This is a genomic window from Pedobacter sp. B4419 (assembly GCF_059693725.1).
In genome coordinates this window covers 517675-530882 of the sequence record NZ_JCASSL010000002.1, presented here as the reverse complement: position 1 = coordinate 530882, position 13208 = coordinate 517675, and the positions used below count along the sequence as shown (strand labels likewise).

Below are 13208 nucleotides of genomic sequence, written 5' to 3'. Positions count from 1 at the left end.
CATTACTGTGGTGACCAACGACAGCGGCACCTGGGTATACAATCCGACAACAAATACATGGACGAACATCAACGGCGCGAAAGGCGACAAGGGAGATAAGGGCGATGCGGGCGTAGTGGGCGTTCAGGGTCTTCCCGGCACTTCGGGTACACCTGGTACACCTGGTTCGGGCCAGCCTGGCGCACCTGGAGCGGGCATCACTGTGGTAACCAACGACAGCGGCACCTGGGTTTATAATCCGACAACCAATACATGGACGAACATCAACGGTGCCAAGGGCGATGCGGGCGTAGTGGGCGTTCAGGGACTTCCGGGTACATCTGGTACTCCCGGCACTCCGGGTTCTGGCCAGCCCGGCGCACCTGGCGCGGGCATTACTGTGGTTACGAATGACAGCGGCACCTGGGTTTATAATCCGACAACAAATACATGGACGAACATCAACGGTCCAAAAGGCGACAAGGGCGATAAGGGTGATGCGGGAGTAGTGGGCGTTCAGGGGCTTCCGGGCACATCTGGCACTCCGGGCACACCTGGTTCAGGCCAGCCTGGCGCACCTGGCGCGGGCATTACTGTGGTTACCAACGACAGCGGCACCTGGGTTTATAATCCTACAACGAATACATGGACCAACATCAACGGTGCAAAAGGCGACAAGGGCGATAAGGGCGATGCGGGAGTAGTGGGCGTTCAGGGGCTTCCGGGCACTTCTGGTACTCCTGGAACACCTGGTTCAGGCCAGCCTGGCGCACCTGGTGCGGGCATCACTGTGGTAACCAACGACAGCGGTACCTGGGTGTACAATCCGACAACAAATACATGGACCAACATCAACGGTGCAAAGGGCGATAAGGGTGATGCGGGAGTAGTGGGCGTTCAGGGGCTTCCCGGCACTTCCGGTACTCCTGGAACACCTGGTTCAGGCCAGCCTGGCGCACCTGGCGCAGGCATTACTGTGGTAACCAACGACAGCGGCACCTGGGTTTATAATCCGACAACAAATACATGGACGAACATCAACGGTGCAAAAGGCGACAAAGGAGATGCTGGCGTGGTAGGCGTTCAGGGGCTTCCGGGCACTTCCGGTACTCCTGGAACACCTGGTTCAGGCCAGCCTGGCGCACCTGGTGCGGGCATTACTGTGGTTACGAACGACAGCGGCACCTGGGTTTATAATCCGACAACGAATACATGGACGAACATCAACGGTGCAAAAGGTGATAAGGGGGATATTGGTTTAACCGGTGCAACAGGCCCTGCTGGTGCTACTGGTTCGCAAGGCTTGAAAGGTGACAAGGGAGATAAAGGCGATGCTGGAGCAATCGGTGCAACAGGTGCTACTGGTGCTCAAGGCTTAAAAGGCGATAAAGGAGATATTGGTGCAACCGGAGCGGTAGGTCCTCAGGGTCCGATCGGATTAACCGGTGCAACAGGCCCTGCTGGTGCAACTGGTTCGCAAGGCTTGAAAGGTGACAAGGGAGATATTGGTGCAACCGGAGCTACTGGTGCTCAAGGCTTAAAAGGGGATAAGGGCGATAAAGGAGATATTGGTGCAACTGGAGCTGTAGGTCCTCAAGGTCCGATCGGATTAACCGGTGCAACAGGCCCTGCTGGTGCAACTGGTTCGCAAGGCTTGAAAGGTGACAAAGGAGATAAAGGCGATGCTGGAGCAATCGGTGCAACAGGTGCTCAAGGCCTAAAAGGGGATAAGGGTGATAAAGGAGATATTGGTGCAACCGGAGCGGTAGGCCCTCAGGGTCCAATCGGATTAACCGGTGCAACAGGCCCTGCTGGTGCAACTGGTTCGCAAGGTTTAAAAGGTGACAAAGGAGATAAAGGCGATATTGGTGCAGCCGGAGCAGTAGGCCCTCAGGGTCCAATCGGTTTAACTGGTGCAACAGGCCCTGCAGGTGCTACTGGTTCGCAAGGTTTGAAAGGCGACAAGGGAGATAAAGGCGATATTGGTGCAACCGGAGCAGTAGGTCCTCAGGGTCCGATCGGTTTAACTGGTGCAACAGGCCCTGCTGGTGCAACTGGTTCGCAAGGTTTGAAAGGCGACAAAGGAGATATTGGTGCAACTGGAGCGGTAGGTCCTCAGGGTCCAATCGGATTAACTGGTGCAACTGGTTCGCAAGGTTTAAAAGGTGACAAAGGTGATGCTGGAGCAATCGGTGCAACAGGTGCTACCGGTGCTACTGGCGCTCAAGGTTTAAAAGGTGACAAAGGCGATACGGGTGCGGCAGGTCAAGGCGGTGCATCAAAGGCTGGAACAGGTATTTCAATTAGCGGTACCGGAACAGCTGCAGATCCTTACGTAATCAATAACACCGTAATCGACACCGATAAACAAACCATTACCGATTTCAGCTATAATTCCACAACCAATGTATTAACGCTTACGCTAGAAAGAGGGAATACCAAAACAGTTGATTTAACTGCTTTGTACTCAACAAGTACCGCTGATAACGGTTTAAGCAAGTCAAGTGCTGCCAACACCCAGTTGGGAGGTGCATTGAACAAAGCCACTACCATTACCACTACTTCGGCCTTTACATTGGCCATCCCAGGTTTGCAAACCGGTTCAGAAACTGATAAGGTAGTAACTGTTACTTCTACGGGAGTGTTGCAGGCACTTAAAGGTGCATTGCCAAAATTCTTTTATGCACCATCGGTGGTGGTACAAACACATGATTCGAATGGCAATCCGCTTACAGGCAGTCAGACATTAAATATCTATAGCATGTATGCACAGCAATTTGGTTTTAGCGGGGGCATCGGACAGGCCAGAAGCAATACATCTTCTACCTTACCGGTATTGCCAGCAAACGAGTTGGATTATTTCATCACCTATTTCGATAACACGGTATTTAACACCGTAAGCATTTCGGCAGCAGGTGTAATTACCTATACCGTTAAATCAACCGCTGTAGCTACAGAGGCATCTTTCATGAACATTGTATTTAAGGTTAAGTAGCAAGATGATGATAAAGAAAATGAGCAATAAGCTATTTAATTCAAGTATTTTAGGTAAAGGCGTTAAGCTAGGGCTAATATTTTGCTTCATTCTTTTAAACAAGGAATCGGCAAAGGCACAATCTTTATATGGCGATTTTCCCTACGCGCAGTCATTTACATCGGGCACTAAACCTGCCGAAGTATCTGTGCCAACAGGTGCTGGTACCAACGACGTTGCCTTTACCACCAGTGGCTTAAGGTTAACACGAGCTGTAAATAGCCTTTTCGGAGCTGTATTTATTAACAATAGGCAGTTTTCCTCTAAAAACGGGATCAAGATTGCTTTTGAATTTGGCATGTATGGAGGTACTGGTGCCGATGGGATTTCAATGTTTTTATTTGATGCGGCGGTCACCAATCCAGTAATTGGATCACAAGGTGGAGGTTTGGGCTATAACTTTGCCCGCGCCAACGATTCTTATGCTTCAAACCGAAAAGCAGGTCTTACCGGTGCTTATTTGGGTGTAGGTATCGATGCCTTCGGAAACTTTAAGGTAAAGCAATTTCAAACGGATAAAAGATCCAATGGCGTTAACCTGACCGGAGCGAGCCATGTGACCTTAAGGGCAGCACCTGGACCGTTTATCAACAATACAGGTCAAGGCTCAGGCTTTACGGGCTACCCGGTAATGATTACCCAATCTACCCTGGCAGTACCATCTGGAAATGGTGGCGCGGTGTTGAACCAAACTGGTGGGGGCTATACTTTTTCTACTGGTCCATCTACTGGTTTTGATCTTAAAACAACAAGCGTGGGCACTAGTCCAACCGATGCAAACTATAGAAAGGCATTTATCGACCTGATCCCAAACAACGATCTGCTGGGAAACAACAACGGTTTTTATGTTACGGTTAAGATACAGCACGGAAGCACGGTTACTACAATTATAGACAGGTACCTCTATCGTACATCTTTCACCTATACGGAAAATGCCAACGCAGCTAACAATACTGATTTTAATACAAGCAGTAGTGCAGGAGCCGATGTCCAAAAGACCTTAACCGCTACTGTGCCCAGTTTTTTACGCATCGGTTTTGCTGCGAGTACAGGAGGTTTCAATAACACGCACGTGATTAAAAACCTATCAATTACCCTGCCTTATGCCGCAGAAACAGCAGACGATGTGGCTTCAACCTGTAGAAATTCAACAGTAGTGATAGATCCTTATGATAATGATGTGGCTTATGCCGGATTGATCATTCTATCGCCAGTGCCAACTGCATCAAAAAATAATATTGATGCCAGCCAATTCAGGTTTTTGAATAGCGATGGTACTACGGCAACCAATCCCTTTTCGGTAACCAACAGCCAAGGCACCTTTACCTATAGCGCTACTACAAAGAAAGTTACATTTAAGCCTGCCCTAGGTTTCGTGGGCACAGCTTCCATCAATTATAACATCAAAGGGATAACAGTTCCGATTGTGGGCGGACCATATGGGGATGAGGCTTATCGTTCGCAAGATGCGACCATCAGTGTGCGGGTTTCCAAATGCCAGGTCATTACCAATCCATCAATGCCTACAAAAAGTAACAATCAATAATTATGGATGCTGCTATGTTTTTATCTCGACTTTTTAAACGGCTGATTGGCTTATTGCCGATAGCATTTTTAGCTATTAATAGCCTCTACGCCCAAACAGGCGCAAGAAGCATGACTACAGACAATTCTGAAGTATATATTGCCAGCGGTACTACCGAAACGCGCTTTGCCGAAGGCAGCTATTTTGGTCCAAAGGCCAACTGGACCATCGATGGTACCTTGGAAATCTACAGCAGAAACATCTGGATTGCCAATGGTGCAACTTTTAGTGGCAAAGGCAAAATTATCATCTATAATCCTGGCGACAATCCATTCTATGTGGATATGACTGCTGGACCAACCCGTATCGACGGAAATAATAGTGCTTTTATTAACCTGATTGTTGAGCATCGCAATAACAACAATGCGGTACTTACCGATGTAGAAGATCCAGGCTATAACAGCAATGAGCCAACAGGGGCCGAATCGGCTGCGCTAAACATTGGCGGCAACTTGGATTTGGCCATTGATGGAGCCAATATTATCCTTAACAACCATAACCTGGGCTTTAATGCCGCAGGAAAAATCAGCAGCTACAATGCAAATAGAATGGTAGTAACCGGCAACAGTAGCGGTGGGCATATGATCAAAGAATATTTAGCTCCTGGTTCATTTGTATTCCCTATTGGGATTGCCGAAAAGGATTATACGCCGGCAACAATCGCTGCCAAGATGGCAGGAAAGATATTTGTAAGTGTGGAAGATTTTTCAGAATCAAGCGCAGGCATTGATCCAAACAAAGGGATGAACCGCAACTGGCAGATTTATGCCCAGGCCCCTATCCGCGTAGACCTTACCCTGCAACATAACCAATCTACCAACGGTGCCTTGTTCAGAGATGCCAATGCAGGTATTGCACAATTTGTAGGAGGCAGCAAATGGGACGTAGTTAAAGGCGCCAATCCAAGTATGGGCGTACATACCCGTTTCAATGTAGATCTGTTGGCCAATAATATTGCCAATGGCATCTGGTTTACCAAATTGGCGGTTGCTGGGTCTGCCTTGCAAATCCCTAACCTGTTTACGCCAAATGGCGATGGCACGAACGACACCTTCGAAATCAGAGGGCTTGACCTTTTTGCCCAAAACGACCTAGTGATCGTTAACCGCTGGGGCAATGAGGTATTTAGAGCCAACGGCTACCAGAACAACTGGACAGGCGAAGGCCTGAACGAAGGCACCTACTTCTATGTATTGCGTGTAAAAGAAAGCGCTGGTTCAGAATGGCAGGTATTTAAGGGCGCTGTAATGTTTGTCAAATCATTTAAAAAGTAAGCACGAGCCGATGCCTTTTAATCATAAAAAGAGTACAATGAAATCAGCTATAAAGAAAATATTAATGTCCATTGTGTTGTTGCAATTTGCAGCGATCGCAAGCTATGGGCAACAGGATGCGCAGTTTAGCCAATACATGTTCAACGGTATTTACATCAATCCGGCCTATGCCGGCTATCGCGAACAGCTGAATATGCATGCCTTTTACCGTAACCAGTGGACAGGTATTGAGGGTTCGCCCAAAACATTGTCGGTAGCTGTAGATGCCATCGCCAACAATGGCAATGTGGGACTTGCCCTGCAAATTTCTAGCGATCAGCTGGGTGCACAGCGCAACCTTGCTGGCTATGCCAATTATGCCTACCGTTTACGCACCAATGCAGATGGTACCTCGAGGTTGGCTTTTGGTTTCGGTGTTGGAGCAGTGCAGTTGGGCATAAATGGCGCCCTGCTTAATCCAAACGATCCGGAAATTTCGCAACCCATCGGCATGCAAACTACCGTTGTGCCCGATGCAAGGGTAGGGATCTATTTCTCGAACGATCGGTTTTATGCCGGCATCAGTGCAGATAACCTGGTTTCTCAATACATCGACATAGACAGGTATGCGCTCATTCCACAGCCTAAGCCACATTATTATGTAACAGCTGGAATGTTGGTGCCTCTTTCTCAAGATATGTTGATCAAGCCTTCCTTTTTGCTAAAAGACGATAGGGGCGGACCAACCAGCTTAGACATTAATGCCTTTCTGATTATGGGCGATAGGATTTGGCTGGGAGGCTCGTACCGTACGGGTGTAAAGCTTTACAATAAAGATTACCTGCAAAAGGATTTGAGTAGCCTTAACTCTGTAGTAGCCGCTGCGCAATTTCTGCCAACTGAAAACTTTAGGATCGGTTATGCCTACGATTTCTCAATCGGACCCTTGCGTGGCTACAGTGGCGGTACCCACGAAATTTCATTCAGCTATTTCTTTAACAAGAAGAATACAAGAATGCTAAGCCCAAGATATTTTTAAGATCAAAATAGAATTTATTCAAATGAAAAGAGCCTTATTTATAGGTGTTATAATTGTTTTTTGGAGCTGTTCGGCAGCAAAGGCACAATATGTAGTCAATGAAGCCGATAAGCAGTATGCCCTGTTCAACTTTGCAAAAGCCATTGACCTTTACGAGCAGGCCTGGAAGAAAAAAGAAACCCTTCATACTGCCGAGCGTTTGGGCGAATGCTATTTAAACCAGAACAACTACCGCGAGGCCGAAAGCTGGTATGCCATTGCATCGGCTATGCCCGAGAGTGGCCCAAAAAATACCCTTTATTATGCCAATGCCCTGCGTAGCAATTCTAAGTACCTGGAGGCAAAAGCCCAATACCAAAAGTATACAACCTTGGATAAATCGGTTACTCCATTGCAACAAAATCTGTGGCTCGCAGGTTGCGATTCGGCCATGCGCTGGATGAAAAGCCCAACAGCATCGCTGATCAGCAATGAAAAAGCGCTCAATACCGGCCAATCAGACTGGGGTGCCGTTAAGTTGGGCAATGCCACTATTTTTTCATCAGACAGGGGAATGGAAACAAGTGATGTACAGGGCGAAAGCCGTCCTTTTTTGAAGTTCGATGGAGCCAATGTTCCCGATAAAAAGATATATGGATGGACTGGAAATCGTTACCTGCGCCTTTACCAAAAGAATGAAAACGAGGAGATCAAATTGTTTCCGATCGCAGTTGGTACCGATTACCATATCGGGCCGGCAAGTTTCACTGCCGATGGCAAGCAACTGTATTTTACCTTGACCCGGATCCCAAAAGATGCCAAATATGAAAAAGTGAAGGGCCTAAAAGGAAAATTGGCTACCATTAATATAGAAATCTATTCAAGCGTTAAAGATGCAGATGGAAAGTGGAGCGAACCGGTAGCGTTTAAATACAATGATGTAAACAACTTTTCGGTAGGCGACCCTTTTATTGCGCCTGATGGGCAGACCTTGTATTTTGCCTCGAACAAACCGGGTGGCAAAGGCGGAACTGATCTTTACGTTTGCCATAAAACAAGTGCTGGAGACTGGGATGCGCCTATCAATTTAACAGCTGTGAATACCGAAGGAAACGAACGAAGCCCATCGGTTGCAAACGATAAATTTTATTTCAGCAGCGATGGCTTGATCGGTATGGGTGGCTTGGATATCTACAGTGCAACATTTTTGGCTGGACAAATAGGTAAGCCGCAAAACCTGGGTTATCCCACCAATTCGCCACAAGATGATTTTGCTTACAACAGAACTACTTCCACCAATGGCTATCTATCTTCTAACAGAACCGATGGGCTTGGTGAAGATGATATCTATAGCTTTGCAGAACAGCTGATCCTTGCCTTCAAGCTGAGTGGCACGGCATATAACAAAAAAACCAATGAGCCTTTAGGCAATGTATTGGTAACGTTAGGCAATGCAAAGGGCAACACTTTAAAAGTGCAGACAGATGCAGACGGAAAATTCAGCTTTAATTTGGAAAAGGAAACCGATTATGAACTTATTGGTGATAAAACCGATTTCAGAAGCGACAAGGCAAGCCTGAGCACCAAAAACCTCCTGGCCTCAACCGCGTTGAAGCAAGACCTTTACCTCGAACAGATTGAAATGAATAAGGGAATCAGGTTGGAGAACATCTACTATGATTTCGACAAGTCGAACATCCGGGCAGATGCGGCCATTGAGCTGAATAAATTAGTTAAGATTATGCAAGACAATCCAACCATTTGGATAGAACTGGGCTCGCATACCGATAGCCGTGGCAACGATCAATATAACCAATGGCTGTCGCAAAGCAGAGCCAATGCGGCTGTGCAATACATCATTGACAGGGGCATTGCCAAAAACAGGATTACAGCCAAAGGCTATGGCGAAAGCCAGTTGCTGAACCGCTGTGCAAATGGGGTAAAATGTACCGAGGCCGAGCACCAGCTGAACCGCAGAACCGAGTTTAAAATTGTAAAACAATAAGATTAAAACCATGCCCTGTAGGATGAGAACCATCTAAATTTCCGCTCTCCGCTCTCATAAATTCAAACTACCTTGAAAATGGAAGAGATTTCAGTAAAACAAATTATAACAGCCATTGAAAATTATTACAATGGCAAACAGATCGAGCAAATTTGCGGCGAGTACGAGATAGAACGATTTGTTTTCGATAACTGGTTAAAGGAGTTTAAGCAGATCGCTCTAGAATTGATGGAGATGAAGAACGAGAACGAGCGGCTGCGAAAACTCTTTGTAGATGCGAGCCTTAAAAACGAATCGCTGAGCCAGCGCCTTGAAAAACTTGTTTTGTTAAGACGGAATAGGGTAAGGCATAGGTGTATTGTCAAATCGGCCAAAAAAAAGTAGTTGCACAGCCCCTATCAAAGAACAGGCTGGTACAACAAGACTAAATAAAAAAGAACCACGAAAAGATTTTAAATTCCGTGGTTCCATAGATCACCCAGTGGTGTTCAATCACTGAGATTTTTTCTTGGCAATTGCCCTACAAATGTTAAGCGGGTATCAGTTTCGTAGTGATCCCAATCCTATTCCATACATTGATGGTAATGATTGCCAAGATAACTTGTGCAAGGTAGCTTTCGTCGAGAACGCTAGCCGCACGGTCATAAGTCTCATCGCTCACATGGTTGCCAATCAAGGTAACTTCTTCGGTTAAAGCTAATATGGCCTGCTCTTCGGGCGTAAAAAACGGAGTGTCTCTCCAGGCGTTTAAGGCATAAATACGTTGTTCTGTTTCTCCGGCTTTGCGTGCCTCCTTGGTATGCATATCGATGCAAAAAGCACATCCATTAATTTGTGATGCCCTGATTTTGATCAAATTTTTATGTGTTTTGGTCAGCGGAGTACTTTCTATAAATTTCTCCAATCCAAGTACGGCGGCATATCCAGCCGGTGCAACCTGGTCAATTTTAATTCGTGTTTTCATCTGTTTAAAAATCTGCCACAAAATTAAGCCAAGTTTGGGTGCCTAAATTAGACCAGCTTTTAAATAATAGATGGCCCAGTTGGGCTAAAGAATTAAGCTTTGGAGAATAGCCAATGCTTTGGTCATTTCGGCTTCGTTAAGCGAAGCAAAACCCAGCCTCATGGCATTGGTATGAAAGGATTCGTTCTTGTAAAAATTACCGTTGTCGATGTAAAGCCCTTTCTTGGCGGCGTTTTCCGATAGCTTGATCAAGTCTATTCTTTCCTCAAAATTGGCCCATACCGCAAGTCCGCCTTCAGGTACCTTAAATTTGATGGCATCCTTAAAATCAGACTTCAGTATCTCGCAAAAAAGGTCTCGCCGTTGTTTGTAGATTTTGAGCGATTTTCTAAAATGCCTTTCCATTTCACCACTGTTGTACAGCGACGCAAATGCTTCTTCCAATGGCGTATCACCTTGTTTGTCGATCAGTTGTCTCAAAGAAGCCGCCGCTTCGATAAATGCCGGTGGCCCAACCATAAACCCGATCCGCAACGCAGGCGCAAAGGTTTTGGTAATCGAGCCGATGTAAATTACATTTTGGTTATGATCTATGCTGGCCAGTGGCAGATAGGGTTTGTTATTGTAGTGGAAATCAAAATCGTAGTCGTCTTCTATAATGGCAAAGCGATGTTCTTTGGCCAGATTCAATAATTTGAGCCTCCGCTCCATGCTCATGGTTACCGTGGTGGGGCAATGGTGATGGGGGATAATGTATACCGCTTTTATTTTTTGATGTTGCAACACGCCCGCCAAAAAATCTATGTCCATGCCGTGGTCATCAACGGGGATGCGTATAAGTTTGGCTCCAGCATGTTTAAAACTATCGTCGGCCAGGGCATAATTCGATAAGCCAACGGCAATATGATCCGATGTACCCAATAAGAGTTGCGAAGCAAGGTATATGCCCATCTGGCTCCCTTTGGTAATCAGGATATTTTCAGGCGAAACAGTTAATCCCCGCGTGGTGGAAAGGTAGTGGCAAACGGCTTGGCGCAAATGTGCAGAACCTTTCGAAGTGCCATACTTAAGAAAATTTTTTCCGTAAAATTTTCTTGATAAGCTTCGGTATTCCCGCATCAGCTGATCAACAGGCGCCAAACGCACGTCGGGAAAGCCATCGTCTATGCCCAGCATGGTGTTTTGCAGGTCGATACTAGGTGTTGCATTTTCAAATTCGTTGGCCCAGGAAAAAGCTTCGCCCTGTTTAACAGTCTTATTGGTTTCGGGCAGTTTCCGCTTCGAAATAATGGGAAGCTTTGACAGCACAAATATCCCTTTTCGTTCCAGGGATTCGGCCCAGCCCTGGCTCATCAGTTCCTCAAAGGCCAGCTTCACCGTATTTCTGTTAATGCCGATCAGCTGGGCCAGTACCCGCGAGCTGGGCAGGGCATCAGATGGCTGCAAGGTACCATTGGTAATCAGTGCAATGAAGCTGTTGCAAACCTGGATATGCAATGATACCGACGCGTTTCGATCAAGTTGGATTAACGATTTATAAGGTAACATCTGGGCCGTTGTTTTTGTGTAAACTGGTATACAAATATAATCCAAATCGCCTCTACTTTTGCCTAAAATTATTGAAATGAAAAAAGTACTCATCATCAATTCAAGTGCGAAAACGCTTGATTCTCATAGCAGAAAGCTCACCAGCCTATTTTTGGAACAACTGAAAAAAGTACAGCCCGATACACTGTTTAGCTTTCGCGAACTGACCCCCGCAAAAGTCAATCATATTAATGAAGATTGGATTGCGGCTGCTTCTAAGCCCAAAGCCTCGCGATCAGAAGAAGAAACAGAAACTTTAAGGATCAGTGATGCCTATATTGCCGAGCTGCGCGAAGCGGATGTGATTGTTTTGGGTGCGCCAATGTATAACTGGTCTATCCCGAGTACGCTAAAAGCTTACGTTGACCATGTGCTCCGCGTAAACGAAACATTTAAGGTAGATCCGAGCAACCAAGCGCAACCTTATGTTGGCTTATTGCCAAACAAAGCCTTGTTTCTGTTGCTCTCGAGGGGCGGACAAGGTTATGAAAAAGGCGAACCTAACGAGCACATGAACTTTCAAAACACGTATTTGAAGACCATTTTCAATATGATGGGAATCAGTAATATCCAAACGGTGGCCATTAATGGGGCATCTTCGGCTCCCGAAAGGCTCAAAAATTCGATGGAAATAGCCGAGCAAAGCATCAAAGAGCTGATCGATACAACAGCTTGGTAAGGTGAAAAACGGCATACTCAAAGGAAGTATTTTTATTGCGCTTGGGGCTTCAAGTTACGGAATGCTCGGCACTTTTGTGAAAATGGCTTATCGCGAAGGCTATTCTACAGCCGAAGTAACCATTGCCCAGTTTGTGTTGGGTTTTACAGGTCTCTTGCTTTTAAACTTCATCTGCAAAAAAGGAAAAGAACCGAAAGCCTCCAAGTCCAGTTTTAAAGGCAGAGCCAAGTTAATGGCAGCAGGAATATCCTTGGGCTTGACCAGTATTTTTTACTACAAAGCGGTTCAGTACATTCCGGTGAGTGTTGGCATCGTATTGCTGATGCAAACGGTGTGGATGGGAGTAGTACTGGAAATGATCTTGCATCGAAAGGCTCCAAGTTTGAGCAAAATAACCGCTGTCTTTATCGTACTTGTAGGAACGGCATTGGCTGCCAATCTGCTTGGTCAATCCATCCGCATCAATTGGCTTGGTATGGGCTGGGGGCTTTTAGCAGCATTTACCTATACGGCAACTTTATATTCTTCAAAGCATATCGAAGCCCATCAGCCTCCGCTTACCAGAAGCTTGTACATGATATTGGGAGGCTTATTGGTGGTTTGTGTTAGCTTTCACTCGGCCCTGAACAGCAATTTTTCATTTGGCATATTGTTGCATTGGGGTTTGTTGATCTCCATATTCGGAACAATTTTGCCACCTATTTTGCTCACGCGTGGCATGCCTTTAACTGGTATTGGATTGGGCTCTATTTTGGCATCCATAGAAATTCCAATAGCGATTTTAACAGCTTATGTTGTGCTTAAAGAGCCAACAAGTCTATTCCAATGGATAGGTGTCGGGCTTATTCTTTTTGCGGTGGTACTCCTGAACAGGAGCAAGCCAGAAAAAAATAATTAACGCTCTCCAACTTCGTAGGCAATTCAATTTGTCGTATGAAATCAGATTGATGCGTTTTAAACGGAGGAGCATCGAATAGGCAGGATTGCCTATGATCCCTTTTGTTGCATCAATATACTGAATTTTTTTGTTTAAGTAACCGGGCCTTGATGGCCTGGTTACTTTGTTTATTGGTTCCCGTCAACCATAAGGATAGATTTGAGGAT

The 13208-nt window shown here is 46.0% G+C and carries 9 protein-coding genes and 1 pseudogene; 8 read left to right on the top strand and 2 right to left on the bottom strand.

Annotated features, from left to right (window positions below; translation table 11 throughout):
* The 6 genes and pseudogenes from AC570H_RS13980 to AC570H_RS13955 all read left to right on the top strand — a co-directional run.
* Window positions 1-2974: pseudogene (locus AC570H_RS13980) on the top strand (hypothetical protein); the annotation flags it as partial.
* A gap of 19 nt (window positions 2975-2993) precedes the next feature.
* Window positions 2994-4559 carry an L-type lectin family protein gene (locus tag AC570H_RS13975; RefSeq protein WP_497355824.1) on the top strand — a complete coding sequence of 522 codons (1566 nt, stop codon included), beginning with the start codon at window positions 2994-2996 and terminating at the stop codon, window positions 4557-4559.
* 110 nt (window positions 4560-4669) lie between these two features.
* Window positions 4670-5872 carry a T9SS type B sorting domain-containing protein gene (locus AC570H_RS13970; protein ID WP_497355822.1) on the top strand — a complete coding sequence of 401 codons (1203 nt, stop codon included), beginning with the start codon at window positions 4670-4672 and terminating at the stop codon, window positions 5870-5872.
* A 37-nt stretch (window positions 5873-5909) separates the two neighbouring features.
* A complete protein-coding gene (locus tag AC570H_RS13965; protein WP_497355820.1) occupies window positions 5910-6890 on the top strand; it encodes a PorP/SprF family type IX secretion system membrane protein in 981 nt (326 codons plus the stop codon).
* A gap of 22 nt (window positions 6891-6912) precedes the next feature.
* Window positions 6913-8874 carry an OmpA family protein gene (locus AC570H_RS13960; RefSeq protein WP_497355818.1) on the top strand — a complete coding sequence of 654 codons (1962 nt, stop codon included), beginning with the start codon at window positions 6913-6915 and terminating at the stop codon, window positions 8872-8874.
* A gap of 78 nt (window positions 8875-8952) precedes the next feature.
* Window positions 8953-9258: a hypothetical protein gene (locus AC570H_RS13955; RefSeq protein WP_497355816.1), complete on the top strand. Its 306-nt coding sequence runs from the start codon at window positions 8953-8955 to the stop codon at window positions 9256-9258.
* 145 nt (window positions 9259-9403) lie between these two features.
* Here AC570H_RS13955 and AC570H_RS13950 read toward each other — a convergent pair whose 3' ends face one another.
* Window positions 9404-9838 (bottom strand): carboxymuconolactone decarboxylase family protein, encoded by a 435-nt coding sequence (locus tag AC570H_RS13950; protein ID WP_497355814.1) that lies wholly within the window; start codon window positions 9836-9838, stop codon window positions 9404-9406.
* An 84-nt stretch (window positions 9839-9922) separates the two neighbouring features.
* Entirely contained in the window at window positions 9923-11386 is a 1464-nt protein-coding gene (gene pdxR / locus AC570H_RS13945) for a MocR-like pyridoxine biosynthesis transcription factor PdxR (RefSeq protein WP_497355812.1), read from the bottom strand.
* A 76-nt stretch (window positions 11387-11462) separates the two neighbouring features.
* On the opposite strand from pdxR, the gene AC570H_RS13940 reads away from it, so the two are divergent.
* Window positions 11463-12104, top strand: coding sequence for an FMN-dependent NADH-azoreductase (locus tag AC570H_RS13940; protein WP_497355810.1), 642 nt, complete (start codon window positions 11463-11465; stop codon window positions 12102-12104).
* A gap of 1 nt (window position 12105) precedes the next feature.
* A complete protein-coding gene (locus AC570H_RS13935; RefSeq protein ID WP_497355808.1) occupies window positions 12106-13002 on the top strand; it encodes an EamA family transporter in 897 nt (298 codons plus the stop codon).
* Window positions 13003-13208: the final 206 nt, after the last annotated feature.

Bases quoted from the DNA above. Each gene is read 5' to 3' on its own strand.
- AC570H_RS13975 (WP_497355824.1), top strand. From the start codon at position 2,994: ATGAGCAATAAGCTATTTAATTCAAGTATTTTAGGTAAAGGCGTTAAG.
- AC570H_RS13970 (WP_497355822.1), top strand. From the start codon at position 4,670: ATGACTACAGACAATTCTGAAGTATATATTGCCAGCGGTACTACCGAA.
- AC570H_RS13965 (WP_497355820.1), top strand. From the start codon at position 5,910: ATGAAATCAGCTATAAAGAAAATATTAATGTCCATTGTGTTGTTGCAA.
- AC570H_RS13960 (WP_497355818.1), top strand. From the start codon at position 6,913: ATGAAAAGAGCCTTATTTATAGGTGTTATAATTGTTTTTTGGAGCTGT.
- AC570H_RS13955 (WP_497355816.1), top strand. From the start codon at position 8,953: ATGGAAGAGATTTCAGTAAAACAAATTATAACAGCCATTGAAAATTAT.
- AC570H_RS13950 (WP_497355814.1), bottom strand. From the start codon at position 9,838: ATGAAAACACGAATTAAAATTGACCAGGTTGCACCGGCTGGATATGCC.
- pdxR (WP_497355812.1), bottom strand. From the start codon at position 11,386: ATGTTACCTTATAAATCGTTAATCCAACTTGATCGAAACGCGTCGGTA.
- AC570H_RS13940 (WP_497355810.1), top strand. From the start codon at position 11,463: ATGAAAAAAGTACTCATCATCAATTCAAGTGCGAAAACGCTTGATTCT.